24 protein-coding genes and 1 tRNA gene are annotated in these 24,967 nt (G+C 69.9%); 12 read left to right on the top strand and 13 right to left on the bottom strand.

The window, feature by feature from the left end:
- Positions 1-23: 23 nt before the first annotated feature.
- The 3 genes from AB0M97_RS22930 to AB0M97_RS22920 all read right to left on the bottom strand — a co-directional run bounded on the left by AB0M97_RS22930 (position 24) and on the right by AB0M97_RS22920 (position 3,062).
- Positions 24-1,556, bottom strand: a complete 1,533-nt coding sequence (locus tag AB0M97_RS22930; RefSeq protein WP_365962802.1) for a Stp1/IreP family PP2C-type Ser/Thr phosphatase — start codon at positions 1,554-1,556, stop codon at positions 24-26.
- Between the two features lie 128 nt (positions 1,557-1,684).
- Entirely contained in the window at positions 1,685-2,197 is a 513-nt protein-coding gene (locus AB0M97_RS22925; RefSeq protein ID WP_365962801.1) for an FHA domain-containing protein, read from the bottom strand.
- Between the two features lie 10 nt (positions 2,198-2,207).
- Positions 2,208-3,062, bottom strand: a complete 855-nt coding sequence (locus AB0M97_RS22920) for a DUF3662 and FHA domain-containing protein (RefSeq protein WP_365962800.1) — start codon at positions 3,060-3,062, stop codon at positions 2,208-2,210.
- A 544-nt stretch (positions 3,063-3,606) separates the two neighbouring features.
- Here AB0M97_RS22920 and AB0M97_RS22915 point away from each other — a divergent pair.
- Positions 3,607-3,690: transfer RNA gene (locus AB0M97_RS22915), tRNA-Leu, on the top strand.
- A gap of 210 nt (positions 3,691-3,900) precedes the next feature.
- Here AB0M97_RS22915 and AB0M97_RS22910 read toward each other — a convergent pair.
- The 3 genes from AB0M97_RS22910 to AB0M97_RS22900 are packed head-to-tail and all read right to left on the bottom strand — an operon-like array spanning position 3,901 to position 6,583.
- Entirely contained in the window at positions 3,901-4,632 is a 732-nt protein-coding gene (locus AB0M97_RS22910) for a hypothetical protein (RefSeq protein ID WP_365962799.1), read from the bottom strand.
- A gap of 52 nt (positions 4,633-4,684) precedes the next feature.
- A complete protein-coding gene (locus AB0M97_RS22905) occupies positions 4,685-5,668 on the bottom strand; it encodes a hypothetical protein (RefSeq protein ID WP_365962798.1) in 984 nt (327 codons plus the stop codon).
- Between the two features lie 3 nt (positions 5,669-5,671).
- A complete protein-coding gene (locus AB0M97_RS22900) occupies positions 5,672-6,583 on the bottom strand; it encodes a hypothetical protein (protein WP_365962797.1) in 912 nt (303 codons plus the stop codon).
- Positions 6,584-6,694: 111 nt separating this feature from the next.
- On the opposite strand from AB0M97_RS22900, the gene AB0M97_RS22895 reads away from it, so the two are divergent.
- Positions 6,695-7,003 carry a helix-turn-helix transcriptional regulator gene (locus AB0M97_RS22895; protein ID WP_365962796.1) on the top strand — a complete coding sequence of 103 codons (309 nt, stop codon included), beginning with the start codon at positions 6,695-6,697 and terminating at the stop codon, positions 7,001-7,003.
- 202 nt (positions 7,004-7,205) lie between these two features.
- Here the strand turns inward: AB0M97_RS22895 and AB0M97_RS22890 are convergent, their stop codons facing one another.
- Together AB0M97_RS22890 and AB0M97_RS22885 are read right to left on the bottom strand one after the other, a co-directional pair.
- Complete coding sequence (locus AB0M97_RS22890) at positions 7,206-7,826, bottom strand: hypothetical protein (RefSeq protein WP_365962795.1); 621 nt, start codon at positions 7,824-7,826, stop codon at positions 7,206-7,208.
- Positions 7,827-8,094: 268 nt separating this feature from the next.
- Positions 8,095-10,725 (bottom strand): AAA family ATPase, encoded by a 2,631-nt coding sequence (locus AB0M97_RS22885; protein WP_365962794.1) that lies wholly within the window; start codon positions 10,723-10,725, stop codon positions 8,095-8,097.
- 254 nt (positions 10,726-10,979) lie between these two features.
- Here AB0M97_RS22885 and AB0M97_RS22880 point away from each other — a divergent pair, with 254 nt between their 5' ends.
- The 5 genes from AB0M97_RS22880 (at position 10,980) to AB0M97_RS22860 (ending at position 15,556) form a co-directional block, all read left to right on the top strand.
- Positions 10,980-11,444, top strand: a complete 465-nt coding sequence (locus AB0M97_RS22880) for a hypothetical protein (RefSeq protein ID WP_365962793.1) — start codon at positions 10,980-10,982, stop codon at positions 11,442-11,444.
- A gap of 830 nt (positions 11,445-12,274) precedes the next feature.
- Positions 12,275-12,724, top strand: coding sequence for a hypothetical protein (locus tag AB0M97_RS22875; RefSeq protein WP_365962792.1), 450 nt, complete (start codon positions 12,275-12,277; stop codon positions 12,722-12,724).
- On the top strand, positions 12,721-13,641 hold the full coding sequence (locus AB0M97_RS22870) for a hypothetical protein (protein ID WP_365962791.1): 921 nt from the start codon (positions 12,721-12,723) through the stop codon (positions 13,639-13,641). Before AB0M97_RS22875 ends, AB0M97_RS22870 begins: the two co-directional genes overlap by 4 nt.
- Positions 13,601-14,785 (top strand): hypothetical protein, encoded by a 1,185-nt coding sequence (locus tag AB0M97_RS22865; protein ID WP_365962790.1) that lies wholly within the window; start codon positions 13,601-13,603, stop codon positions 14,783-14,785. The genes AB0M97_RS22870 and AB0M97_RS22865 overlap by 41 nt, the downstream gene beginning before the upstream one ends.
- A 159-nt stretch (positions 14,786-14,944) precedes the next feature.
- The gene (locus AB0M97_RS22860; RefSeq protein WP_365962789.1) at positions 14,945-15,556 is read left to right on the top strand and encodes a hypothetical protein; all 612 of its coding nucleotides are present in this window, start codon (positions 14,945-14,947) and stop codon (positions 15,554-15,556) included.
- Between the two features lie 572 nt (positions 15,557-16,128).
- Here the strand turns inward: AB0M97_RS22860 and AB0M97_RS22855 are convergent.
- The 3 genes from AB0M97_RS22855 to AB0M97_RS22845 are packed head-to-tail and all read right to left on the bottom strand — an operon-like array spanning position 16,129 to position 18,648.
- A complete protein-coding gene (locus AB0M97_RS22855) occupies positions 16,129-17,199 on the bottom strand; it encodes an ArsO family NAD(P)H-dependent flavin-containing monooxygenase (protein WP_365962788.1) in 1,071 nt (356 codons plus the stop codon).
- A gap of 37 nt (positions 17,200-17,236) precedes the next feature.
- Positions 17,237-18,343, bottom strand: coding sequence for an ACR3 family arsenite efflux transporter (gene arsB, locus AB0M97_RS22850; RefSeq protein ID WP_365962787.1), 1,107 nt, complete (start codon positions 18,341-18,343; stop codon positions 17,237-17,239).
- Complete coding sequence (locus tag AB0M97_RS22845) at positions 18,340-18,648, bottom strand: metalloregulator ArsR/SmtB family transcription factor (protein ID WP_365962786.1); 309 nt, start codon at positions 18,646-18,648, stop codon at positions 18,340-18,342. Before AB0M97_RS22845 ends, arsB begins: the two co-directional genes overlap by 4 nt.
- A gap of 88 nt (positions 18,649-18,736) precedes the next feature.
- On the opposite strand from AB0M97_RS22845, the gene AB0M97_RS22840 reads away from it, so the two are divergent.
- Genes AB0M97_RS22840 through trxA form a run of 3 tightly spaced genes read left to right on the top strand, consistent with a single transcriptional unit; the run spans position 18,737 to position 20,497 of the window.
- Complete coding sequence (locus AB0M97_RS22840) at positions 18,737-19,159, top strand: arsenate reductase ArsC (protein ID WP_328336361.1); 423 nt, start codon at positions 18,737-18,739, stop codon at positions 19,157-19,159.
- Positions 19,156-20,145 carry a thioredoxin-disulfide reductase gene (gene trxB / locus AB0M97_RS22835; RefSeq protein ID WP_365962785.1) on the top strand — a complete coding sequence of 330 codons (990 nt, stop codon included), beginning with the start codon at positions 19,156-19,158 and terminating at the stop codon, positions 20,143-20,145. The genes AB0M97_RS22840 and trxB overlap by 4 nt, the downstream gene beginning before the upstream one ends.
- Before the next feature lie 28 nt (positions 20,146-20,173).
- Entirely contained in the window at positions 20,174-20,497 is a 324-nt protein-coding gene (gene trxA, locus AB0M97_RS22830) for a thioredoxin (RefSeq protein WP_365962784.1), read from the top strand.
- 105 nt (positions 20,498-20,602) lie between these two features.
- On the opposite strand, the gene AB0M97_RS22825 is transcribed toward trxA, so the two are convergent.
- Both AB0M97_RS22825 and AB0M97_RS22820 read right to left on the bottom strand, forming a co-directional pair.
- On the bottom strand, positions 20,603-20,977 hold the full coding sequence (locus tag AB0M97_RS22825; protein WP_102910770.1) for a metalloregulator ArsR/SmtB family transcription factor: 375 nt from the start codon (positions 20,975-20,977) through the stop codon (positions 20,603-20,605).
- Between the two features lie 51 nt (positions 20,978-21,028).
- On the bottom strand, positions 21,029-22,087 hold the full coding sequence (locus tag AB0M97_RS22820; RefSeq protein WP_365962783.1) for an NAD(P)/FAD-dependent oxidoreductase: 1,059 nt from the start codon (positions 22,085-22,087) through the stop codon (positions 21,029-21,031).
- 109 nt (positions 22,088-22,196) lie between these two features.
- On the opposite strand from AB0M97_RS22820, the gene AB0M97_RS22815 reads away from it, so the two are divergent.
- On the top strand, positions 22,197-23,603 hold the full coding sequence (locus AB0M97_RS22815; protein ID WP_365962782.1) for an NAD(P)-binding domain-containing protein: 1,407 nt from the start codon (positions 22,197-22,199) through the stop codon (positions 23,601-23,603).
- Complete coding sequence (locus AB0M97_RS22810; protein ID WP_365962781.1) at positions 23,600-24,832, top strand: MFS transporter; 1,233 nt, start codon at positions 23,600-23,602, stop codon at positions 24,830-24,832. Before AB0M97_RS22815 ends, AB0M97_RS22810 begins: the two co-directional genes overlap by 4 nt.
- The last annotated feature ends 135 nt before the right edge of the window (positions 24,833-24,967 follow it).

Raw genomic sequence — 24,967 nt, 5'->3', positions numbered from 1 at the left:
TGACAGGGCCTCTCACGGCTTGCCTATTGCTTGCTGCACAGCGAGACGACCTTCTGCTCTTCCTCCGAGAGGCTCGGGCCGGGCGTGGGCTTCGGGGTCGCCTTGGCCGAGGGCGACGGTGACGTCGTCGGCGACGCCGAGGGGCTCGGGGTCACCGCGGCCTTGGACGTGAGGGACGTGCGGCTGGTTCCCAGCGTGCCGCCGGCCTCGCCCGTGCTCGCGTTGTTCTCGCTCTCCGCGGCGCGCCGCTCCGCCTCCTTCTTGCACGCGGAAGCCTGCACCGAGAGTTCCTCGATCTTCGCCCGGGCGTTCTCCAGGTCGCCCTCGGCGATGGTCGCCCTGACCTGCTTCTGCTGGTACGGCGGCAGGTACTTGAGTTCGATCTCGGGGTGGTCCTTCTCCACGTCCGACAGCGAGACCCAGGCCAGGTCCTGGCTGATGCCGCGGTACAGCGCGACGTGCTCGTCGTGGGCGCCGACGTAGTACTGCGTCTGCGTCCAGCGCCAGCCGGCGTACATGCCGCCGCCCACCACGGCGAGCGCGAGCGCGCCGTAGAGGGATCGCTTCAGCCACTTGCGGTTCTTGCGGGGCTTGACGAAGTCGTCGTCGCCGTAGTCCCCGAAGGACGCGGCGGGGATGTAGCCGGTGGTGTCGCCGCTGCCGGGCGGGCCGAACTCGCCGCCGCCCTGCCCGCCGCCCTGGCGGCCGAGGTGCGCGGCGCGGCCGGCGGGGGTCTGCATGATGCCGTTGTCGTGCAGCTGGTGCTGGTTCTCGGCGACCGCGCCGACCACCACCGGCGTGTCGGACAGCTGCCCGGCGAGGGTGTCGCCCGTGTCCAGGTCGAGGACGTCGGCGACGATCACGGTGATGTTGTCGGGTCCGCCGCCGCGCAGCGCGAGCTGGATCAGCTCCTGCACGGTCTCCTGCGGGCCCTGGTAGCTGGCGAGGGTGTCCTCCAGCGTCTGGTGGGACACGACGCCGGACAGGCCGTCGGAGCAGATCAGGTACCGGTCGCCGGCCCGCACCTCGCGGATGGACAGGTCGGGCTCGACGTGGTCGCCGCTGCCGAGGGCCCGCATCAGCAGGGAGCGCTGGGGGTGGGTGGTGGCCTCTTCCTCGGTGATGCGGCCCTCGTCGACGAGGCGCTGCACCCAGGTGTGGTCCTGCGTGATCTGCGTCAGCACACCGTCGCGCAGCAGGTACGCGCGCGAGTCGCCGACGTGCACGAGGCCGAGCCGCTGCCCGGTCCACAGCAGGGCGGTCAGGGTCGTGCCCATGCCCTCCAGCTGGGGGTCCTCCTCGACCATGGAGCGCAGCTGGTCGTTGGCGCGCTGTACGGCCGTGCCGAGCGAGGTGAGGATGTCGGAGCCGGGCACGTCGTCGTCGAGCGCGACGATGGTGGAGATCGCTTCGGAGGAGGCGACCTCGCCGGCCGCGGCGCCGCCCATGCCGTCGGCGATGGCGAGCAGGCGCGGGCCCGCGTAACCGGAGTCCTCGTTGCCCTCCCGGATCATGCCCTTGTGCGATCCGGCGGCGAAGCGCAGTGACAGACTCATGCGCACCTCACCCGTCGGCTCGGGGTACATCCGCACGATGCCCACCCTCCGGTCGGGAGCGCGCCGGTGCCCGGGGTGCCGGGCGCCGCTGCGTGCTCGCTCCGCTCGCGCTCATTCATGACGTAGCACTACTTCCGCAGCTCGATGACGGTCTTGCCGATGCGGATCGGCGCGCCCAGCGCGATCGGTGTGGGGGTCGTCAGCCGGGTCCGGTCCAGGTACGTGCCGTTGGTGGAGCCCAGGTCCTCGACGATCCACTGGCCGTCGCGGTCCGGATAGATCCTGGCATGGCGGCTGGAGGCGTAGTCGTCGTCCAGCACGATCGTGCTGTCGTGCGCCCGGCCCAGGGTGATGGTCTGGCCCTGGAGCGCCACGGTGGTGCCGGTGAGGGTGCCCTCGGTCACCACCAGCTTGGTGGGGGCGTTGCGGCGCTGGCGGCCGCCGCCCTGCTGACCGCGCTGCTGCGGAGGCGCGGCCTGTCGTGCGGCCTGCTGGGGCCGCGCGGCTTCCCGGCGGGCGCCCCGCTGGGTGACGCGCGTACCGAACAGGTCGCTGCGGATGACCTGCACGGCCACGATCACGAACAGCCACAGTACGGCCAGAAAACCCAGCCGCATGACCGTGAGGGTCAGCTCTGACATTGCCCCCGGATCACCCTTCGGCTTGCCTGTAGATAACGGTGGTGCTGCCCACGACGATCCGTGAGCCGTCGCGGAGCGTAGCGCGGGTGGTGTGCTGCCCGTCCACCACGATGCCGTTGGTGGACCCGAGATCCTGGATCGTCGAGGGCGTTCCGGTCCGGATCTCGCAGTGCCGGCGGGAGACGCCGGGGTCGTCGATCCGCACGTCGGCGTCGGTGCTGCGACCGAGCACGAGCGTCGCGCGGGAGATCTGGTGGCGGGTGCCGTTGATCTCGATCCAGTGGCGGGTGCGCGTGCCGGGCGGCACCGCACCGGGACGCGGGGCGGCGGCGGGCTGCGGGTAGCCGTAGCCGCCGGGGCGGCCGGCGCCGGGTGGTGGCGCGGCCGGCATGGGAGGGGCACCCGCGGGCTGGGGGCCGGGCGGCGGATACCCGTAGCCGCCGGCCGCCGCGGGCCGTCCGGCGGCCGGGGCCGGTGCCTGCTGGCTGCTGGAGGACGCGAGCGTGCGGCTGCGCACCCGGTACAGGCCCGTGTCGAGGTCGTCGGCCTTCTCCAGGTGGACCTTGATGGGGCCCATGAACGTGTAGCGCTGCTGCTTGGCGTAGTCGCGCACCATGCCGGCGAGTTCGTCGCCGAGCTGGCCGGAGTACGGGCTGAGCCGCTCGAAGTCGGGGGCGCTCAGCTCCACGATGAAGTCGTTGGGTACGACCGTCCGGTCGCGGTTCCAGATCGTCGCGTTGTTGTCGCACTCCCGCTGGAGTGCTCCCGCGATCTCCACGGGCTGCACCTCGGACTTGAACACCTTGGCGAAGGTGCCGTTGACCAGACCTTCGAGACGCTGCTCGAACTTCTTCAGGACTCCCATGGGGCACCTCCTCCGCCGTTGCCGTCCTGTGTGCTGCGCTGGGTACTGCCGTGCCGTCCCGTCCCGCGGTCCGGCGTGACCACCTGGTACTGCTTACTGATCGTATCCACGCGCCGGTGAATCGGCTGGTTCCCCCTGTCCGCCCTGTCAACGGTGTCGACGCCTGACGAGGTTCCCTGCGGGGCCCTTCTCCGAACCCGTCGGGCAGCATGCGTGCGCGGGTAGTCCTGCCCAGGATCGTAGAGGGGGCCGTGGACCAGTGTCCCGCACCTCGCTGTGCTCCCCGACCGGCTCCTGCGCAGATGTCCGGGACCGGTACGAGGTTGATACGTGAACCGGTACCGGTTGGTACGCCCGGGGCTCGTGGGGTGTCGCGGGAGAGCGGCGGGGAGGGTGGACCCGCTGACGGGGGCCCTTTGCCGGGCGGGGCGGGCCGCTCCTCGCGGGAGAGAAGGGATGTGAATCCACTCCCGGCAGCGTGCTAATGTTCTGGGTGTCGGAAGGCGCCGGGCCCGAAAGGGCGGGGCCGGACGACACACCCAATGCGCGGGTGGCGGAATAGGCAGACGCGCTGGATTCAGGTTCCAGTGCCCGCAAGGGCGTGGGGGTTCAACTCCCCCCTCGCGCACACTGGAGCACCGACGAAAGTGCTCTAGCTGCACCGACGGAATGGGTGGCATCGTGATGGCGATGCCGCCCATTCCTGTTTCTGCGGTGTGATGTCTGTCTCTGGGCACGGTGAAGCGGACCGTCGGTGGCTGAGGGCCGCTGGCGGTCCGCGTTCGTGTGTGGATCTTGCTTGAGTAGCTCTCGGGACGTGCCCTGTGTGAGGAAGATCTCAGCGCTGGGTGATGTGGCCCTTGGGGGTCCACGTGCCCAGAGGCTTGGTCCTGCGGCGGCGAGTGGGTCGTCGGCGGGGCCGTTCGCCGCCCAGGGCGATGGCGTCGGCCCAGGAGGCGAGTTTGCGGCGGTTGGCGTGGGCGAGCTGGAAGGCCAGGAGGAGGGTCTGGGCCGCGATGCCGCGGATGCGGCGGGTGCCGGCGTCTTCGAGGCGTTCCTGGAGGCGGTCCTTGGCGAAGCCGTTGATGCCTTCGACGCTGTTGCGGAGCCGGAAGTAGACCCGTTGCCAGGCTTCGGAGCCGTACTGGAGGGGCTGCCAGAGGTTGGCGCCGGCTTCCGGGGGCACGGTGACGGTGCGCTGGACGCAGCACGCCGGTGAGCCGGCCGGGTTCGGGGCGGGGTCGACGAGGGGCAGGTGGATGCCTCGGCCGAGCGTGCGGGGCTTGAGGGAGCACTGCGCGCGGTTGGCCTCTGCCGGGCACATCACGCGGCGGTGGCCTTCGGCGTCGGGCCGTTGCTTGGGCATGAACACGTAGTTCGCGCGGGCGCGGATGCGGTCGATCCAGGTCTGCTTGTCGATCTTCTTGGCAAGGAGGTCCTTGGTGGCGTCCTTGAGGGGCTGGGGCATGGACGGGCAGTACCAGTTGCCCTCGACGAGTTCGGCTCCGGCGAAGCCGGTCTGGACGCCGAGTCGGTCGGAGGCGTAGTCGTAGACGGGCTCGTAGCCCATGGCTCGGATGGGGAGTTGGAAGTTCTCCGGCTTCTGGCCGTTGTAGGCGCGGTCACCGGCCAGGTAACCGCGGGGGGAAGCGGTCGTCGACGTGCTGGAGAGCCTCGACGGCGACCTGGCCGGGGCGGTGGCTTGGCTTGTCGACGGAGAAGGCCACGATCAGGGCGGGCACCACGTCGGGGTTGGCGGAACCGTCGGGCAACGGGGCGCCGTGGTGCTCGGGGTCGCGGGCGACGACGAGGGAGGCGTCGTAGCCGAAGAGGCGCTTCTTGATCCTCTCGGTCTTCTTCTGTCCGCTGGTCTTCTGCCTGCCTCCGGCTGACTCGGCGGGGGTGAGGTCGGCCAGGGCGAGGGGGTCCTGGTGGCGGGTGGTGCGGACGTACCAGCCGGCGTCGGGGTCGGTAGAGGTGACGGGGCTGTGGGGAGGCAGCCCTTTGGCATAGGTGCCGATGGCGGTGGCGTCGAGGCTGACCGAGCCGTCCCAGTGCTCTTCCAGCAGGGGCAGGGCCTCGCGCAGGGACATGCCGAGGATCATGTTGGACACGCGCAGCAGGCGGGCGCGCTTGCGGGCGAGTGCCTGCGGGTCGGCCTTGGCCAGGACTTTTTCGGCGTGGCGGCGGGCCAGGCGGTGGTTCTTCGGCAGCGGGGACGGGTCGATGGCCTTGAGGATGCTGTGCAGGCGGCGGCGGACCACGGCGTAGGCCGCTTCGAAGCCCCGGTCGTGGTCCGGGTAGCGGTGAAGACAGAGCTGTTCGCGCATCGCGCCGGAGAGGGAGAAATACAGCAGGTTGGTGACAGTGGTGAAGGTGACGACTCCGCTGTTGCGCTGGGCGGCCAGGGCCATGCCGACCAGCAAAGCTTCCAGAGAGAGTGTGCAGCGGCGGCCCTTGACGTTGGCGATGAGCGGTTCGATCTCCTCGACCAGACCGGAGGCGGCCACCTCGTCGTAGAGGCGGCGGACTTCCTGATCGGGGATGACGGGGCGCTGGGCACGCAGACGGGTGATGAGGGTGTGGCGGGCGAGGCGGCGGTTCACCTGTCAGAACTCCTTCAGCGCGGCGGCGGCCTGTTCGGGCGAGAGGTTGCGGACGTGGGGGAGGATCCGGTCGACGGAGCGCAGGGTCGTCAGGCCCGCGGCGGCCATCAGGGTGGGCAGGTGCATGCGGGCCTCGACGGCGTCGACGAGCCAGGTGGCACGGGTCCGGCCCATGACCAGGCGGGATGTGCCGGGCGGTTCCTTGGCGCGGGCGAGGAAGTTGGTGACGGTGTTGGTGCCGCGTGCGTGGCTGCTCGGCCGGAAGAGATAGCGGGCCTGGCCGGGTCTGCCGGCCCACTCCGCGGCCTCCGTGAGGACGTCGGCCCAGGCGACACGGCACAGCACCACGCGGGCGCGGGCACCGCGGACGGCCACGGCCACGGCTCCGTTCGAGGCTTCCCGGACGTCATGGGTGCGCAGCGGGATGATCTCGGGTGAGTCCAGAGCGCAGCCGAAGCCGACGGAGAGCAGGGTCAGCAGGCCGTAGCGCAGCTCTTCGGTCGGCTGAGCGCGCGCGGAGGCGTACAGCTGAGCCTGCTCGGAACGGCTGTAGGGGCGCGAGGAGTCCGAGCCGGAGTACGTGGCCGGCTCACCGGTGACCAGGTCCGGTCCGAGCAGGGCACGGCGGAGGGTGTTCAGGCGGCAGCGGCGGTTGGAGCGCGAGGCGTCCCCCAGGTGCAGACAGCCGGTGGCCAGGTACCACTCGATCGCCTCCTGAGTCAGTAGGTGCTCGGCCTTGGTCGGGCGCCCGCAGGCGTCGGCATACGTTGCGGCGTGGGCGAGCGCGCCGAGCCAGTCGCGGGCCTGCTTGGGAGTGGCCGGCTTGGCCTGGGCCACGGCGCGGCGGCAGTCGCCCCCGATGCGCTCCCAGACAGGGCTTGGGAGGGCGGGCCGGTACTGCTCGATCGCGTTCACCGTGACTCTCCACCAGGAAAGGACCCCGGGAGGGGTGCTGTTCCAATAGCATGCCGTGGAGGTAGCGGATGCTGTCATGCCTGGAGGTCCGGATGGGCGACACTCTTCGACGTGCCCCAGGGAGACAAGCGACGCCTCAAGCCTTTCGAGTACGTTGTCGAAGGCATCTGGCCGCACGCTGTGCTCGATGACCACCATGGGGCCCGAGTGGCGCAGGAAGTGGCCGTGCGGCTGCGTCGGCTGATGGACGCCAGGGGGTGGTCGGTCGCCGAGGCGTCCCGGCGCAGTGGGGTGTCACGGATGACGATTGTGCAGGTGCTGGACGGGGCGGTGTGGTGCGACCTGCTGACGATCGCGAACTTGGAGAAGGCGCTGGAGGCGGACCTGTGGCCCGGCCGTGAGCCGGGCAATCCTCCGTGATGAATTCGCATGGGCATTCGGCTTTCCGAAAGAGGGCAGGGGAAATTGGCCGAATGCCGGACACGCCCGGGCGGGGCCGGGTAATGTCGGAGACGGCCTGTACAGGGTCATGACCGTCGCCGCGGCCCCAGGTGCAACTGGGTCCTTCAAGCGGCGGCGGTCTTTTTTACGGCTGTGATGTGTGCAGGGGCAGAGGGATGAGTCAGGCGAATCTCCAGTTCATGCGCGGGCGGTAGTAGACGTGGCGGTCGTCCTCTCGGCTGATGCGCTCCAGAGCGCCGCACACGACGAGGGCCCGCAGGCAATTACGGAGGCTCTTCCTCTCCCGGGGATCTGCGGGAATGCCCAGCACCTGGGCCAGGTCGCCGCTCCCCCAGGGAAGGTCGGGGCGGGAGGCGATGACGGTCAGGACCTCCTGCTGCTTCTTGCTGCGGATGATTACCTCGGTCGGCCGAGAGGGCTCCGGCTCTGCCGTGACCGGCGTGCTGTCCTCGGCTGCCGTCTGCGGCTCCTGGTCGAGGGTCGGCGGGCTGGGCACCACACGCAGCGTGACCTGCGGGCCCGGTTGGCCGGGGACGATGCCGTGTTTCTGGGCGTGTGCACGCATCGCCCGCAGCCGCGGACCGACCCCCTGCAGGCTCCGCGCCTCCTCGCGCAGAGCGACCATCGCCTCACGCTTCTCATTTACCTCGCGCAGTGCCGTGCTCAGCTGGTCGATGGTCGTGTCGCATTCAGCGATGAGGGTGTCGTACTGACGGACCACGTGCTCCGCTTCGTCGGCGGAGTCACTCGGGTGACTGGCAAACGTCTCCTGGTACGTCATGTGGACCAAGGTAGGGCGAATGCGAGTTGGTTGTCTGCGCTTTGGCTGGCGAGATAGCCAAGTTGACGAAAGTAAGCCTTGCGGCGAGGCTTTTCCTCGGCAGCACGTTCGCTGTTCGCTTTCTTGTCTGGCTGATGTGAGGCTGTCGGTATCCATGTATCTGGCCCGGATCGGCAGATGAAGCCTCGTTGTCCTTACGAAGTTGGCCCGGCGACCACAGATGTTTCGGGAAGGCTGATTTCCTCAACCGGCTGCGGTGGAGGCTTTGTCACACACGTGGAGGCTGCAGCCCGGCCAGGAGTGGGGCGGTCAGTTTTTCGGAGCCGTCCTTGATGGCCCGGACAGCCGCGCTCCGCAGCAGGAACGCCAGTCGGCCCGCATTGCCTCCCGTGCGCTCGTGAAGAAGATCGGCCAGGCCGGGCAGTGTGCCGTCGGCATGCGCGCGCAGGCGCAGCGCTGCTTCGGCTGCGGAGAGGACCTGCTGCCAGTCTTCGCCGAGTGGCATGTCGGACAGGTGGACAGGCACCAGTCGGCGGTGCGGGGCGTTGGTTGCCCTGGCAGCCAGGGACTCTGGGTCGCCGATGCCGGCGAAGACGAAGGTCGCGGGGAGCCGGTCGCACAGATAGTCCACGACATCGGCCACGGTCGACGCGGACCAGCCCGGGCTGTGCAGGTGGTGGGCCTCGTCGATGAGGACCAGGTCGGTGCCGGCGTCCGCCATGGCTGTAGCCACGCGGTCCGTCAGCGCAGCGGTGGTGGGCGACCCCCGCAGGGCCACGCCGAGGGACCGGGCCAGCTCGACCAGGAGCAGGCGGGGCGATGTCGCGGGCGGCAGTCGCACGTAGAGCCCCGCCGTGGTCGTCCCAGCCGTCGGCTCGTCGCCCTGCCGGTCGTCTGGTGCGGTGCAACGCCGCCAGAACTCCTGCATGGCGGTGGTCTTGCCGGTGCCGGACGGGCCGTGCAGCAGCAGGCCGTAACGGGCCCCGTCCGCATGCTGGTTGAGGAGCCGCACGTCCTCGATCCGGTCCACGGCAAAGCCGACTTCAGGCACGCTGAGCGGGAGTTGAGCGTGATAGGCCAGGCGTACCTCAGGCGCCTCATGCGCATGGATCTGCTGAGCCGCGGGCAGACGCGGCATGCCGGTCCGCTCGACGACTCCTCTTGCCGCGGCCGGTCCAGTGGCCTGGACGAAGGTGACAGCGCCCACGGGGCTGCTGGCCATCGCGGGAGCCGCACTGCCGCACGCGTTGATCTGCTCGGCGCGGGCAGGGGGAATGGAAGGCCGGGAAGTGGGTCGGATACGGGATGGTGCGGCAGGGACCACGAGCCACTCGTCCTCGTCGGCCCGAAGCCACACCTGCCGTAGGTCGTATGGATCCCAACGAACCTGCAACGGCTGGCGACCGCCGTGCGGCGACACCAGGCGACGCATCGGATGCAGCGCCGGCGCATCGTAGAAGTGCCCGCCCAAACGCACTCCGCCGGGACCGACCACCCTCCAGCAGGAATTGAGGAGATGCAGAAATTCCTCTGGCGGTATGGGAGTTGGGACCCGTCCGGTATGGGCTGTCAGTTCCTCGTACCGTTCCAGCGGTGTCTGCGGGAATCCGGCACGGGTCGGGAGGGGGGTGTGCAGCCAGCAGTCCTCCACCCAGGTGTCCAGTAGTTCCTGCACCCGCTCGATGGGCCATCCCGCCGCACGTGCAGGCTGGCCGGCGGGAGAGAAGAGGTAGGCGGCGAACCGCCCCGCCGCGGTGGCTGTGACGTGCTCGACGCGGCCGCGCTCATGCGTGGGTGCCTGACGCGCGTACTGCACGCGGACGCCGCTGCGCGCGCATGCGGCGCGCAGGGCACCCATACCGGGGGCAGAAGCGTGATCGACGACGAGCGTGCGCGGACGGATCACTGGCGGACTGCTCACCGGAGGGTACGGAGGTGCAGGGCCGGGCGCGGTCGACGGCGGTGTGATCCAGTTGGTCCGTTGGTCGGCGGGGACGCACATCCTGGCCAGCAGCGCCGGTCCGTACACCGTGCGCTCATGGGCGTCGCCGACGACGGCCGTCAGCAGCACACCGCTGGCCTCGTCCAGCGCGAACAGCACGCGCAGCCGCGGCTCTCCGTGGGGCTGATCGCCGAGAGCCGGGACCGGCACGACGTACAGGTGGACGCGCTCACCCACCTGGGTGAGCGTTGTCGTGGCGCTCTGTGGCGGACGGCCGTCGAGCTCCGCGCACAGTCTGCGCAGGGCGGACCGAGACGGCACGGAGACCTCGCCGTCGGCGAGCGGAGCGGCGAGCCGATCCAGCAGTCGCGCCCGCACCCGTTCAGCACTCAGTCGGCCAGGGCGGGGTTGCGAATGGATGATCTCGCGCACGGCGTCGACCACCCGGGGATCGAGTCGGACCCCTGGCGCCTCACGCCGTCCGGCCCGCCCGTCCACCAGCCCGGCCAGCCCCAACGTCTCGTAGCGCTGCCGCTTGCGTCGCACCGTCCGCGCCGACGTGCCGCGCATGCCTGATTCCGTCAACTCTCGGGCCTTGGCCTCCTCCCGCTCCGCCAGCGAGCGGTGAGCAGGGTCGAACGCGGGACGGGGCTGCGTACCAGGCGGTGCGTCCGGGGTGAGCCCGGTCAGCACCTCGACGACATGCCTCTGCCACCACCGCGCCCGCCCCAGCGCATCACCCGACGGCAGCTCGTCGCTCCCAGCGGGCGCGTCCCCGTCTTGAAGTACCTCCCCATGGCAGCCACGCAGCAGCGCCACCAGATCCATCTGACGGGTGACACCGGAGGAGTCCACCAGGGTCAGCCGTCGGCCCTGCAACTCGCCCACGGTGTAGACCCGTCCGTCCAACCGGACCCGGTCACCTGTGCCGATCCGGTCGGGCCACGCTGCGTCCATCCGTTCCCCGGTCCGTAGACAAGACCGGCCGAGCGGCACCGAGGTGCGCCCCGCACGCTCACACCGTGCCGGGAACACCTCGGCACTGCTCGCGCCGACCTGGTTTCGCCGTCCAGCGGACCAGATGCGACAAGGCCCTGCACCGGCCCTGCGCATCTGGTCCGCTGGACGCCATAACGGTTCCATCCTGCCCGGCGGCACCCGGATGCCACACCTGTGATGCTATTCCAACCACAGGAGGGGAGGGTGTCCTTGTGACCTTTTTGGCCCTTTCCTGCCCGACGGCGGCCGTTTGCTGGGTTCGCCCGGTCGTCATCGAGTCCACTGCTCGCCGCTTTGTGCTGCTGGCCCCCGGGCAACAGCCCGCCGGTTGCTGGACGGTGCCGTTGGTACCGGTGCCTGCGGGGCAGTCCTATTCCCGGGCCGTCGTCCAGTGGCTGTGCCGTCGGACGGGGCTGCCCGACCTGCGGATCGCGCCGGTCGTCGGCGTCCTTCCAGCCGACGGTGCCCGGCGCCGCACCCAGTACGTCGTCCTGGTGCGACCGGTCGCTGCGGCTTGGACCGACGATGTGTGCGCACGGCTGGAGGCTGGCGCACGCTGGTGGACCTTGGACGAACTGCACGGCAAGGGCGTTGCGGTGGAGCCGGAAACGCTGCCCCTGCTCTTGGAGGGCTATTGGGACGGGTGGTTGCCCGATGGGGAGGTATCGCTCGAGTGAGACCCACCAGGACGTTGCAGTGAAGCAACCGATGTGGCGCTGCAGGAATGAGACGGCTCTTGCCCGTGGCCGACTTGGCGACGACAGCCGAGATCCCGGTACCGAGCCAGCACCAGGCCCGCCGACGGTGGCCGACGACCGCGCGCGTGGTCGCGGGGAGGGCGAGAGCGGTCGGCGACGTCATCGTCGTCACCGGCAAGACCCGCGCGGTGGAGTCGTTCGCCGCCCAGCTGAAGCCCCGTTCGGGGCTACTCGTCCGCGCGATAGAGCTTGAGGTCCCTGTTCACGAAGAGGTGCATGAATCCGCACCGTCAGCAGATCAGCCCGGTCGCCGTCTCGTCGGCCGACGCCGGTGGTCAACAGCCTGGTCGAGGATCATGCCCACGGTGGATCCGTCGGCTGTCCCTGGCGATTGTGGGACTCTGGCCGGCTCCCACGCCGATCTCCGGAGGGTCACGGTCAGCCGCGCCCCTGCCTCACTGGATGACCTGCTGTCTAGGTGCCTCACTCCGGCACCGGCCATTTACCAGGCTCACGATGCCCACACCAGCACGCTCTACCCACTTCCGGACAATCGCCCAAAGTGATGCTTTGGCCAAGTTGCTCCGTAGCTGAAACATGAACTGCCGCCCAGCCTGCGGTTTACGGAGGTCTGCTCAGTGCGGCAATTCGCGACTCTCATCCGAAACGGCTGGATCTGTCCGCGTGATGATTACCGATTCCAGTATCTGGCAAATGTGTTCGATTGCCGCCCCTGTCGACGGCATCCACCCTGATGGGTCGAATATGCCGCTGCCCCCTGCACGCGTCGTCGAGCAGGGGAAACGGCCATGACCATGGGGGACACGTTGGAGATCATGCAGATCGCGGGTGTGGGGGCCGGCGCTCTGGTCGCCGAGATGGCCAGGAGCACATGGGAGTCGATGCGGGCAGGGGTGGCCCGGCTCTTCCGGCGGGGTGGGGAGGAGAGTGCCGCGCAGGAACTGCGGCTCATCGACGCTGCGCGGCAACGGCTCGTCGACAGCTCGGAGAGCGAGCGCGGATCGGTGGAGGACCGGCTTCGGAACGAGCTGATGATCCAGCTGGCGGCGTTTCTGCAGAAGCACCCGGATGCGGCACAGGAACTCCAAGACGTGGTCGACCAGGCCAAGGGGGCGAACGACGGCGGTGGGGCGCGGACGAGCGTGCACCACAACACCGACAGCATGGTCGTCATCTCCGGCGGCGACATCAACGCCTCGGGCGGCTTCCACTACCGCGCTCCGGAGCAGAGCCGGTGAATGAGGACAGTTTTTCCGGGCCCGTACCGCCTCCGCCTCCGCTCGCCGCCCCGCCGATGCCTGGCTTCCAAGTGCAGGTCGACGGCAACCAGAACTCGAAGATCATCGTGGCCGCCGGCTCCATCACGATGAAGGACAAGCCGCAGCTGCCGGTGGTCAACATCCCGCAGGCCGAGCTCGACGTCGTACGACGGGCGTGGGTGGAGCTGGATGTGCGCGACCAGCGCGTGCCGACCGCAGAGAAGGCCGTCGCCCGTCTCACCGGGAACGGGCCTCGCCTGGCAGTCGTCACGGGCCCGCCTGGGTATGGCAAGCGAACCGCCGGAATCAAGGCGTTGTGGGAGGTGGCCCAAGGCCAGTCCCTCAAGCTCCAGGAGATCGTGCCCGACTGGGAGAAACCGGGCTCCCCGGACGTCGCCGAGCTGCCTGATGAGCCGGGCACGGGCTACCTGCTGGACGTGGCTGCGGAGATCAGCGCCTGGCAGAATCGGGGCGCTTTCGCTCAGCAACTGGTGAGTTACGCGGGAGAGCTGAGGCTCTCGGGCACGTTCCTCGTTGTGATCGCCGATGAACACGGCTGGCCCGAGGCGGTGGCGGGGGCGGTAGCGGGCGTCGTCGTCCGTGCCACGGCTCGACCGTCCGCGCGTCGCGTGGCCAGGATGCATTTAGAGTACGTGCACCACCAGCCGGGCCGCCTGCACTGGCTGACCGGTGTGCCGTCGGGCACTGGCCTGGCCGGCAAGGCAGCGCAGCAACTGACCGACGGCAGCCGACCTGCGGACGCCGCCGACCTGGCCCGCCAAACTCGCCGCTGCGGAAGACTCCCCGAAGGGTCTCGAGAGAGCCCTGAGCGCCTTCCAGGAGTGGCGCACCGACGTGCGGGACGTCTTCTCCGCGACCGAGAACAATCCGGATGACCGCGCCCTGTTGATCTCCTCTGTCTTCCTCAACGGCAAGGATGCGCTGACTGTTCAGGACGGCGCCCGGGAACTGCTGGGTGAATCACCGAAGGCAGACGTCCGCACGATCCTGACCGGACCGGATCTGACCAGCCGGCTGACCGCGATGGGCGCCGAGGTCACCGGGCGGACGGTGTCCCTGGACCACAAGCCCGGATACGCCCGTGCGGTCCTGCTCCACCTGTGGCAGCAGCGTGCCGACATCCACCCGCACCTGCTGAAGTGGCTGGACACCATCACATCCCCGAAGGGGGCGGGTAGCGACCTGGCTGCCATCAGCGACCTCCTGGTCGAACTGGCCGTCGCCGAGAACGACATCCGGGTCGTCCAGAAGGTCCACGCCTGGATCGACAACGGAGCAGACAGCCCCGAGCACCGTGCACTGATCGCCCGCTTCCTGACCGTCGCCGCGGAGTCGGACACACTGGGCGCCGGGGTCCGGGGTCTATTGCTGGACTCTGCGCAGGAGACTTCGAAAGCCGTCGCAACGGTCGTCGCCCTGGTCTGCCGTGGTGAGTTCGCCGAGCACTACCCGCGCCAGGCCCTCGTCCGCCTGCGGCACATTCTCGACCGGCCCGAGCCGGACGAGGCCGTACGGACGGCGCAGGAGGCGCTGCGGGACATAGCCGCACGCGACGGCCAGCTGCCACGCGTATGGAACACGGTCATCAAGTGGGCTACCGAGAAGAAGCACCTGGCGGGACACCGAGCCTTCCTGTCGCTGCTGGATCCAAGCGTGGATCCGTACGTTCTACAGGTCATGCTGGCCGCGGCCGAGCTGAAGCAAGACGTCAGGGAAGCGCTTGTGGCCGGCTGGAAAGCGGCTCTGGCCGACACCCGCGTCGAAGCGGAATGCCGACAGCTGCTGGCCGCTTGGGCCGAGGTGCGGAAGACGGCGGACGTGCCGACCGAGCTCATGACGGAGATCATCAACCAGGTCGTTCTGGATCACCTGGTCGCCACTCCGGTCTCGGCCCTCATCTTCGGCGAGCCCGGGGTCGCCGACGGCGAGGCGGTCATCGAACTGCGCAAGGACCTCCGGCTGCCCCCGGCGTTGTCGTCTCTTGTCTCCGCCCACGAACACGCTTCGGCCGGGTCCTGACCGATGGCCTCCACAAGATGGTCGCGCCGCCGCGAGCGCAGGGCGGTACGGCGCGGTCTGAGCCGCTTCGAAGTCCGCCTGCGCAGTGCCTGCCCCGGAATCGGCTTCAGCGCCCGGATCACGGCCACGGTGCTCACCGAGCCGCCGTACCCAGGCCCGGTGGAGGAGATCGCGGGGGCGGTGCGCAGCACGCTCAGGGCTGCTGCGGGCAAGGTCTCCAAGACGTGCGACCCAGCCGATCTCGCTTCGGCGCGGGACGTCTGCGGCCAGCATCTCGCCCGGCTGCGTCGGCTGCCCACCGACCCTCCCGTCGAGTTCACGGCCGAGCTGACGCTCGATCTGCTGCCCGACGATCGGGCCGCCGTGGCCGCACTGCTGGCCGCTCAACGTCGGCAGGCCGTTACCGATCTCCTCCGCCGGCAGAAGACCGACGCGCTCGCCGTGGAACTAGCCAACCCAGCGGCCCTGTTGGCGCGATGGATCGAGCGAGACAACGCGGACTTGTCCCAACTCCCCACCCTCGCCGACAAGGTGAGCACGGTAGCCGGGGTGTTCGCCCAGCACCGCCCCGAGGACGAACGGACCGTCGAACACGAAGCCGTCGAAGTGCTGCGCGAGTTCCTCTCCAGCTTCCCCGACCACACCCAGAAACAGATGCTGTACACCCTCCTGGCCGCCGGCATGCACAGCGCCCAGCGACCACACCACGCCGCAAAGGCCCAGGCACTGGTCAACGGGCACGTCGTGGTGGATCCGGCGGGTGAGTCGTGAGGAGGGCGGCAGGTCCGACCCGTGCTTGCGGACGTGGTGGTCCGGTGAGCACGTCCGTGTGGCGGTGGCTGCTTACGCCGTGGACGAGTTGGCGCGCTGGGCGGCTGGCGCGGGCCAGCCGGGGCAACCTCTCGTTCGACGCGGCGTGGCGGCGTACGAGGCTCGAAAAGAACCCGGATGACATGCCCTATCAACAGTACGGCCATCTTCCGGCGGACGGTGGGCTCGACGATCCGACTGCGCGCCTCCGGTGAGTCCGGGGGCGCTCACATCTGCTCCGTATCTGCCTGCTCTGGCTCGGAGCCTGCGTCCCGCTCGCTCAGTGCCTGACAAACGTCGTGCAAGAGGCTGTGAATAAAGAGTCCGAGCAGCTGGTCGACCTCAGGCGGCCATGACCAGGCGTAGGGCGTTGGCACTGGGCTGAGTGCGGGCCAGGAAGTTCCTGGCCCCCTCCGGTCGCGCGCAGTTGATGCCCCGAAATCCGCTGGCCAGGATTCACTACGCGCCACTGCCGGAATCCGTCGCAGCCGAGGTACGCAAGGTCGTCAGCACGTTGAGCTGACGGCACCGGATCAGCCTCTGTCTCTGAGGAGTTCGCCGATTTCGCGGGCCGCGTCGCGGGCCGGGCGGCCGACGCCGATGAGGGTGGCCGAGGCAGGGCCGGTCCAGTCTCCGTAGCCGAGCAGATGCAGACGCGGTTCGTCCACGGCTCGCGTGCCCGCGGTGGCGATGTGGCCGCGAGGGCCGCGCAGGCCCAGGGGCGCCAGGTGCGAGAGGGCCGGACGGAAGCCGGTGCACCAGATGACCGCGTCAGCCGGAGCCCGCGTGCCCTCGGCCCAGGCGACTCCGTCGCGGTCGAGGCGTGTGAACATCGGCGATGCCTTGAGCAGCCCGGCGTCCCGCGCCTCGCGTACGGGCGGTACGGCCACGATGTCGCCGAGCGAGGCGACGCCCCCGGTGTCGGCACGGCCCTCCTCAAGGGCGCGACGGCGGGCGGAGGCCGCGTCGAACAGGGCGCGGCCGTCGATGTCGTCGGCGAGGAAGCGAGGTGGGCGCTGGGTCACCCAGGTCAGCTCGGTGTCGTACGCCAGGTCCGCGGCGATCTGCGCGCCGGAGTTGCCGCCGCCGACCACGACGACGCGCTGTCCGGCGAAGCCGCGCGGATTGCGGTACTCGACGGTGTGCAACTGTCGTCCTCGGAAGTCCGAGCGCCCGGGCACGGCGGGTAGGAAGGGGCGCCACCAGGTGCCGGTGGCGCTGATGACGGCCTGGGCACGCCAGTCGCCCGAGCCGGTCTCGACGCGCAGGAGTCCGCCGTCCCGGTGGACGCCGGAGACGCGGACCGGCCGGTGCACTGGAAGGCCGTACCGGTGCTCGTAGTCGGTGAGGTAGCCGACCACGTGCCGTGCGTCCGGGTAGGCCTCCCCCGCCTGTACGGGCATGGGCCGCCCGGGCAGCGAGGAGTACGCGGCCGGGGAGAACAGGTGCAGCGAGTCCCAGGCGTGTTGCCAGGCGCCGCCCGGCTCGGCCTGGGCGTCGAGGATGACGAAGTCCACGCCGAGGCGGCGCAGGTGGTAGCCGGCGGCGAGCCCGGACTGGCCGCCGCCGACGATCACCACCTGCGTGCGCCGGGCGGCCGTCACGAGGTCCGCACCATGCCAGTGCGGTCCAGGCAGTGCATCAGCTCTCCTGCGGTGCCGCCGTCAGCTGCCGACCGGCGGTGAACTTCCGCCGCCAGGCCAGCGACACGTACACCAGCGCGACCAGGACCGGCACCTCGATCAGGGGCCCGACGACGCCTGACAGGGCCTGGCCGGAGGTCACGCCGAAGGTGGCGATGGCGACCGCGATGGCCAGCTCGAAGTTGTTGCCCGCCGCGGTGAAGGCGAGGGTCGCGGTGCGGTCGTAGGCGAGGCCGATGACCTTGCCGAGGGCGAACGTGCCGAACCACATCACGGCGAAGTACACCAGCAGCGGAAGCGCGATACGGGCGACGTCCAGCGGCTGCGAGGTGATGGTCTTCCCCTGCAGGGCGAAGAGGATGACGATCGTGAAGAGCAGGCCGTACAGGGCCCACGGGCCGATCTTCGGCAGGAAGCTCGACTCGTACTTCTCGCGGCCGAGCTTCTGCTCGCCGACGCGGCGGGTGAGGAAGCCGGCCAGCAGCGGGATGCCGAGGAAGATGACGACGTTCAGGGCGATCTTCCACATGGAGATGTCGAGCTGCTCGCCGTTGCCCAGACCCAGCCAGCCCGGCAGCAGGTCGAGATAGAACCAGCCCAGCACGCCGAACGCCAGCACCTGGAAGACCGAGTTCAGTGCCACGAGCACGGCGGCTGCTTCACGGTCGCCACAGGCGAGGTCGTTCCAGATGATGACCATGGCGATGCAGCGGGCCAGGCCGACGATGATCAGGCCGGTGCGGTACTCGGGCAGGTCCGGCAGGAAGATCCAGGCCAGCGCGAACATGACCGCCGGGCCGACGATCCAGTTGATGACCAGCGACGAGGCCATGAGCCTCTTGTCGCCGGTGACGGCGTCGAGCTTGTCGTAGCGGACCTTGGCCAGCACCGGGTACATCATGATCAGCAGGCCGATGGCGATCGGCAGGGAGATGCCGCCGATCTCGACCTTCGCGAGGGCGTCGTTGAGGCCGGGGATCACACGGCCGAGGCCGAGGCCGATGGCCATGGCGAGCAGGATCCAGACGGCGAGGAAGCGGTCGAGCGTCGACAGCTTCGCGACCACCGATTCTTCGGTGGTCGCGGGTGCTTCAGTGCGGGTCACGGACAGGCCCTCTTGTTGTCGGCGGCATTGCGAGCGGACTCGGCCAGGTCGGCGAACTGGCCGGCGAGCTGGGCGATGACGTCCGGGCGCACCTTGTAGTACGTGTACCGGCCGCACGGCTCCGTCTCGACGACCCCGGCCTCGCGCAGCACTCTCAGGTGGTTGGAGAGGTTGGTCTGACGTGCGCCGGTCTCCTCCACCAGGTGGGTGGTACACAGGGTCTCTCTGGCCAGCAAGGTCACGATCCGGAGCCTGAGCGGGTCGGCCAGAACCCGGATCAGGTCAGTGTCGACTGACGTCATCATGGGCTGATACTCTCACATCAGTGATAGCTGACACCACCGGGTGCTGATGTGAGCCGTGCCCGTTCCTGCGAGACAAGAGAGACCTCTGATGTCCGACAAGCCCTCCGTGCTCTTCGTCTGTGTCCACAACGCTGGCCGCTCCCAGATGGCCGCCGCGTGGCTGAGCCACCTGGCCGGGGACCGCGTCGAGGTCCGCTCCGCCGGTTCCGCGCCCGGCGACCAGGTCAACCCGGCCGCCGTCGAGGCCATGCGTGAGGTCGGAATCGACATCTCCGCCGAGACCCCCAAGATTCTGACCATCGACGCGGTCAAGGAGTCGGACGTCTGCATCACCATGGGCTGCGGCGACACCTGCCCCGTCTTCCCCGGCAAGAAGTACCTCGACTGGCAGCTGGACGACCCGGCCGGCCAGGGCGTCGAGGCCGTGCGGCCGATCCGCGACGAGATCAAGAAGCTGGTCGAGGGCCTGATCGAGGAGATCGCGCCGGAGAAGCCGGAGACCACCGCGTGAGCGAGATCCGGAACGTCATCGTCATCGGCTCCGGACCCGCCGGATACACCGCCGCCCTCTACACCGCCCGTGCCAGCCTCAAGCCGCTCGTCTTCGGTGGCGCCATCTTCGTAGGCGGCTCGCTCACGACGACCACCGAGGTCGAGAACTTCCCCGGCTTTCCCGAGGGCATCGACGGCCCGGATCTCATGCTGAACATGCGGTCGCAGGCCGAGAGGTTCGGCGCCGAGATCGTCGAGGACGATGCCGTCGAAGTCGACCTGAGCGGGGACATCAAGACCGTCACCGACACCGCCGGAACCGTGCACCGGGCGCGGGCCGTGATCGTCGCGACCGGTTCCGGCTACCGCAAGCTCGGCCTGCCGAACGAGGAGGAACTGTCCGGGCGCGGCGTGTCCTGGTGCGCCACCTGCGACGGCTTCTTCTTCCGTGACCGGGACATCGTCGTGGTCGGCGGCGGCGACACCGCGATGGAGGAGGCCACCTTCCTCACCCGCTTCGCTCGCTCGGTCACGGTGGTCCACCGCCGTTCCACCCTGCGCGCCTCCCAGGTCATGCAGAACCGGGCCTTCGCCGACGACAAGATCTCCTTCGCCTTCGACAGCGAGATCGCCGAGATCAAGGAGAAGGACGGCATGCTCGGCGGCGTCGTGCTCCGCGACGTCTTCACCGGCGCCACCAGCGACCTGGACGTCTCCGGCCTGTTCATCGCGATCGGCCACGACCCGCGCACCGAACTGTTCAAAGGCCAGCTGGAGCTGGACGAGGACGGCTACCTCAAGGTGCAGTCCCCGTCCACCCGCACGAACATCCCCGGCGTCTTCGCCGCCGGTGACGTCGTCGACCACACCTACCGCCAGGCCATCACCGCCGCCGGCACCGGATGCGCGGCCGCACTCGACGCCGAGCGGTACCTCGCAGCCCTCGCCGATGCGGGCACGAGCGAGTCCCACACCGAGGACGAGCCGCTCGCGGCCGCCGTCTGACGCCCCACCCGCAGGAGAGAAGCACCCCATGGCTCTCAAGAACGTGACCGAGGACTCCTTCGAGCAGGACGTCCTCAAGAGCGACAAGCCCGTCCTGGTCGACTTCTGGGCCGCCTGGTGCGGCCCGTGCCGCCAGCTGGCGCCTTCCCTGGAGGCGATCGCAGCCGAGCACGGCGACAAGATCGAGATCGTCAAGCTCAACATCGACGAGAACCCGGCCATCGCCGCCCAGTACGGCGTGATGTCCATCCCGACGATGAACGTCTACAAGAGCGGTGAGGTAGTGCAGACCATCGTCGGCGCCAAGCCGAAGGCCGTCTTGGAACGCGAGCTGGCCGCCCACCTCGTCTGACGCGTGGCTACCTGTGCGATTCCCGCGCAGTACTGATCATCAGAGGCTGGTAACCAGGCGCCGGGGCACTCAGCCAGGAGTCGGTAGCTCGATCCGGCCCGGGCGTCAGGCCGCATCCGCAGTCGTCAGGAGCTTGCCCATCGCCGCAAGGACGGACGGCTCGACCCGGTAGTACACCCACGTGCCGCGCCGCTCCGAAGTGAGCAGCCCGGCCTCCTTGAGCTTCTTCAGGTGGTGGGAGACCGTCGGCTGGGAGACGCCGACATCGGAGATGTCGCACACGCACGCCTCGCCGCCCTCGTGCGAGGCCACCGCCGAGAACAGCCGCAGACGCACCGGATCGCCGAGCGCCTTGAACATCCGCGCGGCGGTCTCGGCCTCCTGCGCGGTCATGGGGCGCTCGGTGAGCGGCGGGCAGCACGGCACCACAACCTGGCCGGCGTCAGGCTCCAGCAGCGGCAACACCCTCGCGTTTGACATACGTCTATGTTGACATATGTCGAACCAAGTGGGGGAGGGTGGCAAGCGACATCACGTGCTGGACAGGTGGGCGGCCAGTCTCCGAGCGGCGCGGGCTGCGTCGCGGCCCACACCGCGCAGGGAGTTGGAGGACAGGCTTCGCTGCCATTCCAGGCCGGTGAACGCCAGGCCCGGGCGCACGGAGGACGCGCCGTCGCGGTGCAGCGGATGACCCGTACCGTCGAGGGCGCCGAGCGGTGCAAGGTAGGGCAGGTCCGGGCGGTAGCCGGTGGCGAGCAGGATCGTGTCCACCGCCTCGGCGCTCCCGTCGGCCCAGGTCACTTTGCTGCCCTCGGCGTCGGTGAACAGCTCCCGCCGGTCCGGCGCTCCGTCCGCGACCGCGGCCCGGTAGTGGCCGTCGTCGATGACCAACTGGGTCGGCGGAGTCCGCACCAGGCGGCCGAGCGGGGCGGTGTCGAGGCCGATTCGCTTCAGCCAGAAGTGCAGGTCGCGGCCGAGAATGCGCTGACGCGCGAACTTCACCGGGTGACGGCTGGCGAGCGTCACCTGTGCCACGGCGGCGAGTTCGGCGGCGATCTGCACCGCGGAGTTCCCGGCGCCCACCACGACCACTCGCTGACCGGCGAAGGGCTCGGGGCGTCGGTAGTCGGCGGCGTGCAGCACCGCACCCGTAAACCGCTCCAGGCCAGGCAACCCCGGACGATGCGGGCGGCCGAAGGTGCCGGATGCGGCGACCACCGCCCGGGCCGCCAGGCGCCCGCCGCCCTCCAACTCCACGACGAACCCCGGGCCGTCTGCCCGCACGGCGGTGACGCGGCTGCGGGTGCGGACGTCGGCGTCCAGGCGGGCGGCGTAGGCGGTCAGGTAGGCGATGACCTCGTCCCGGTGCGGGTAGCGGTCCGGATCGCCGCCGGGGAACGGCATCACCGGCAGTGAGCTGTACCGGGCGGGTGAGAACAGGGTGAGGCTGTCGTAGTAGCGCGGCCACGACCCGGCGGCCCGTTCGGACGCCTCCAGGACCACCGGCTGAAGTCTCTCCCGCAGCAGGGCCTGCGCCGCGGCCAGCCCGGACTGACCGCCGCCGATCACCGCTACATCGATGTGCTCCATGAACCATCCTCGCCTGATTCGGTGAATGTCTATGTTGACGCTCATCGAATCAGGTGCCATGCTGGCTGCGCAAGCCATTGACAGATGTCGAAACATGCAGGGAGTCGCCGTGAACGCGCCCGCCACCGCCGAGCTGCCCGTCGTTGTGATCGGAGCCGGACCGACCGGGCTGGCCGCTGCCGCCCACCTCGTCGACCACGGCATCGAGCCCCTGATCCTGGAAGCCGGTCCGGCCGCCGGAGCGGCAGTGCGCGAGTGGGCGCACGTGCGGCTGTTCTCCACCTGGGGCGAGGTCACCGACCCTGCCGCGGAGAAGCTGCTCGCCCCCACCGGCTGGGTCAAGCCGGACCCCGCCACCTACCCCTCGGGCGGTGACTGGGCCAAGCACTACCTTCAGCCACTCGCCGACGTCCTGGGCGAGCGAGTCCGCTTCGGCGCCACCGTCACCGGCGTCTCCCGAGCCGGCCGTGACCGGATCGTCGACGCCGACCGGGAAACCCAGCCCTTCGTCGTGCACCTCAGGAACGCGGACGGCACGGAAGAGCGCGTCTTCGCCCGCGCGGTGATCGACGCCTCCGGCACCTGGACCACACCGAGCCCGGCCGGCGGCAGCGGCCTCCCGGCGCTGGGCGAGAAGGCCGCCGCCGACCACGTCACCTACCGTGTCCCCGACCTCAAGGACCCGGCCATACAGGCCCGTTACGCCGGGAAGCGCACGGCGGTCATCGGCTCGGGCGCCTCCGCCTTCACCGCCCTGGCCTACCTCTCCGACCTCGCCAAGTCCGACGACGGCACCGGGACGCGGGCGGTGTGGATCCTGCGCCGCGGGATCTCGGGCTCCACCTTCGGCGGCGGCACCGCCGACCAGCTTCCCGCCCGAGGCGCCCTGGGCCTCGCGGCGAAGGCCGCCGTCGACGAGGGCTACGCCGATGCCGTCACTGGGTTCCGCACCGAGGCGATCGAGCGCGACGGTGACGGCCGACTCGTGCTGGTGGGCGAGGACGGCCGACGCCTCGATGCCGTGGACGAGGTGATCGTGCTGACCGGCTTCCGTCCCGACCTGTCGTTCCTGTCCGAGGTCCGCCTCAACCTGGACGAGCGCCTCCAGGCGCCGGTCGAGCTCGCACCGCTGATCGACCCCAACCAGCACTCCTGCGGCACCGTGTACCCCCACGGCCACCGCGAGCTGTCCCACCCCGAACAGGGCATCTACCTCGTCGGCATGAAGTCCTACGGCCGCGCGCCGACGTTCCTGGCCATGACCGGCTACGAGCAGGTCCGCTCCGTGGCCGCCGCCATCGCCGGCGACCTGGAGGCCGCCGACCGTGTCGAGCTCACCCTGCCCGAAACCGGGGTCTGCGGCGGCGCCGGACTCTTCGACCAGCCCGACGCCGATGCCGACGCCGGAGGCTGCTGCGCCCCCGCGCCCGCTCTGGTCCAGATCGGCAGCGCCCCGGCGACCGAGCCGACCGCACCCACCGAGCAGGCGTCGGGCGGCGGATGCTGCGGCTCATGACCGACGTCGCCACCAGCGGGGCCGCGACCGGAACAGGGGACCGGTCGCGGCCCCGCGCCGCCCTGCCCGCGCTCTGCGCCACGCAGATCACCAGCTGGGGCATCGTCTACTACGCCTTCCCCGTCCTGAACCCGCAGATCACCGCTGACACCGGCTGGTCCACAGGCGCGACCACGGCCGCCTTCTCCGCGGCACTGCTGGTCTCCGCACTGGCCGGAATCCGCGTGGGGCGCCTGCTCGACCACCGCGGGCCGCGCGCCGTCATGACGCCCGGCTCGGTCCTCGGCGTGCTCAGCCTCGTGATCGTGGCAGCAGCCCCCAACATCGTCGTGTTCGTGGCCGGATGGCTGTGCGCCGGACTCGCCATGGCGTCCACCTTCTACCAGCCCGCCTTCGCGGCCCTCACCCGCTGGTGGGCGCCCGACCACATCCGCGCCATGACCATCGTGACGCTCGCCGGCGGTCTCGCCTCCACGGTCTTCGCCCCCGTGACCGCCGTACTCGCCGACCACACGTCCTGGCGCACGACCTACCTGGTGCTCGCCGCAGTCCTGGCCGTGATCACGATCCCGGCGCATGCCCTCGCCCTGAAGGTTCCCTGGCCTGACGCGCCCCACTCACCCGTAATGGCGGAACAGGCCGCTGAGCGGGCGGAGCGAACGCGCCCGTTCTGGATGCTGGCAGCAGCGCTGACCTTCTCGTCATTCGCGATGTACGCCGTCGTCATTGCTCTGGTGCCGTTGCTTCTCGAACGGGGATACACCACCACCCAGGCGGCCTGGGCCCTCGGCCTCGGCGGTGCCGGACAGACTCTGGGCCGCACTCTGTATGCCGCACTCGCGCGCCACACCCGACCGACCGCCCGCACCACCGCCCTGATCGCGCTCGGCGGTGTCACCACAGCGGCCCTCGCGCTCGTCCCCGGCCCATACGCCCTGCTGGTCGGCCTGTCGATCGCGGCCGGCGCGGTCCGAGGCAACCTCACTCTTCTCCAGGCCACGGCGGTGACCGACCGGTGGGGCACCACGCATTACGGCCGGCTGTCAGGACTCCTCGCCGCTCCCGCCTCGATGGCCGCGGCACTGGCACCGTTCGCCGGAGCCGTGCTCGTCCTGCCCTTGGGCGGCTACTCCCAGATGTTCGGCGTGCTGGCCGTCCTCTCCCTCCTGGCGGCCCTCATCGCCCTGCGTACGACCGTGCGGTCCGGTGACGGCAGCCCTCATGTCTGATCCGGGAAAACTCGTGACCGGTAGTTGCCCCGGGCCCGGCCCAGGCACAGAGAGGCCGCCCTTCCCCTTGCTACGGACGTCCGCACCTTCACGCAGTCCTACGGCTCGCGCGAGCTGGACGCCGCGCTGCTGCTG

It is taken from the genome of Streptomyces sp. NPDC051207 (genome assembly GCF_040682395.1).
In the GTDB taxonomy this organism is placed as follows: domain Bacteria; phylum Actinomycetota; class Actinomycetes; order Streptomycetales; family Streptomycetaceae; genus Streptomyces.
The sequence above is the reverse complement of the archived record's forward strand: the minus strand, read 5'-3'. Positions and strand labels throughout refer to the sequence as shown.

Excerpts from the sequence above, each read along its gene's own strand:
- AB0M97_RS22930 (WP_365962802.1), bottom strand. The coding sequence starts at position 1,556 with ATGAGTCTGTCACTGCGCTTCGCCGCCGGATCGCACAAGGGCATGATC.
- AB0M97_RS22925 (WP_365962801.1), bottom strand. The coding sequence starts at position 2,197 with ATGTCAGAGCTGACCCTCACGGTCATGCGGCTGGGTTTTCTGGCCGTA.
- AB0M97_RS22920 (WP_365962800.1), bottom strand. The coding sequence starts at position 3,062 with ATGGGAGTCCTGAAGAAGTTCGAGCAGCGTCTCGAAGGTCTGGTCAAC.
- AB0M97_RS22910 (WP_365962799.1), bottom strand. The coding sequence starts at position 4,632 with ATGGGCTACGAGCCCGTCTACGACTACGCCTCCGACCGACTCGGCGTC.
- AB0M97_RS22890 (WP_365962795.1), bottom strand. The coding sequence starts at position 7,826 with ATGACGTACCAGGAGACGTTTGCCAGTCACCCGAGTGACTCCGCCGAC.
- AB0M97_RS22885 (WP_365962794.1), bottom strand. The coding sequence starts at position 10,725 with ATGGACGCAGCGTGGCCCGACCGGATCGGCACAGGTGACCGGGTCCGG.
- AB0M97_RS22875 (WP_365962792.1), top strand. The coding sequence starts at position 12,275 with ATGACCATGGGGGACACGTTGGAGATCATGCAGATCGCGGGTGTGGGG.
- AB0M97_RS22845 (WP_365962786.1), bottom strand. The coding sequence starts at position 18,648 with ATGATGACGTCAGTCGACACTGACCTGATCCGGGTTCTGGCCGACCCG.
- AB0M97_RS22840 (WP_328336361.1), top strand. The coding sequence starts at position 18,737 with ATGTCCGACAAGCCCTCCGTGCTCTTCGTCTGTGTCCACAACGCTGGC.
- trxA (WP_365962784.1), top strand. The coding sequence starts at position 20,174 with ATGGCTCTCAAGAACGTGACCGAGGACTCCTTCGAGCAGGACGTCCTC.
- AB0M97_RS22825 (WP_102910770.1), bottom strand. The coding sequence starts at position 20,977 with ATGTCAAACGCGAGGGTGTTGCCGCTGCTGGAGCCTGACGCCGGCCAG.
- AB0M97_RS22820 (WP_365962783.1), bottom strand. The coding sequence starts at position 22,087 with ATGGAGCACATCGATGTAGCGGTGATCGGCGGCGGTCAGTCCGGGCTG.
- AB0M97_RS22810 (WP_365962781.1), top strand. The coding sequence starts at position 23,600 with ATGACCGACGTCGCCACCAGCGGGGCCGCGACCGGAACAGGGGACCGG.